Raw genomic sequence first — 788 nt, forward strand, 5'->3', positions numbered from 1 at the left:
CAATGTCGACTGACCTGACGCCTTCGTCGGAACGCCGCCCGGAGCAAGCTCACTCCCACGGGGGATCGCATTTATTCTGACGGAATGCGCTGAATGTGCATCCGGAGCTCACACCCAGATCGCATCCCATAACGGATAGTCACCGAGTTTTTCCACCAGTCCGGCCCGCAATGGATTAGCGACTACATAGCGAGCAAGTTTCACCAGGTCCTCCTCTCGCCGTAATGCATGGTCATGAAAACCTTGCTGCCAGAGGCTTCCAGTTCTGCCGGCCGCCTCGTTGATTGAACGAGCACTCAAGGATTTGACTTGGCACATCAATTGACCAAGTGTTCCTTTTTGCAACTGGATCAGCCAATGAAAATGATCCGGCATGACCACCCACGCCAATGTGTCGGCAACCCCCTCCTCCTGCGCCAGTCTGAACTGGTTCACGAGCAACCGGCCGAGTCTGTAATCCTTGAACACTGGTTCACGCCCTAAGGTGTTGGCAGTTAGAAGGTAGATCTGGCTCTCTTCGCAATGGCGACCGGTTCGCAGGCGATGTGATGAGTAACGTTCGGGCATTCCTTTGCCTTGTTCATGGTTGAATCGAGAAAAGGCTAGATCAGCCAGCACCATAGGCCGCGCATGTTTGTTGGCAGCATGTGTCTGCCATCCAGATCAAGGATGGAAGTGGGCTTGCTCACGAAGGGGCCGGCACATCCAGCATCAATGTCGACTGATCTGACGCCTTCGCGAGCAAGCCCGCTCCCACAGTAGATTGGTGGTGGATGGAGGATTCGGGG

The 788-nt window shown here is 55.1% G+C and carries 1 protein-coding gene; it reads right to left on the reverse strand.

Annotation, left to right across the window (positions count from 1 at the left end; all coding sequences use genetic code 11):
* Window positions 1-108: 108 nt before the first annotated feature.
* On the reverse strand, window positions 109-567 hold the full coding sequence (locus PseAD21_RS29340; RefSeq protein ID WP_102359178.1) for a transposase: 459 nt from the start codon (window positions 565-567) through the stop codon (window positions 109-111).
* Between the last annotated feature and the right edge of the window lie 221 nt (window positions 568-788).

Origin of the sequence: Pseudomonas sp. AD21 (assembly GCF_002878485.1) — a bacterium.
GTDB lineage: Bacteria > Pseudomonadota > Gammaproteobacteria > Pseudomonadales > Pseudomonadaceae > Aquipseudomonas.

Coding starts and splice junctions, on each gene's coding strand:
- PseAD21_RS29340 (WP_102359178.1), bottom strand. CDS start 567: ATGCCCGAACGTTACTCATCACATCGCCTGCGAACCGGTCGCCATTGC.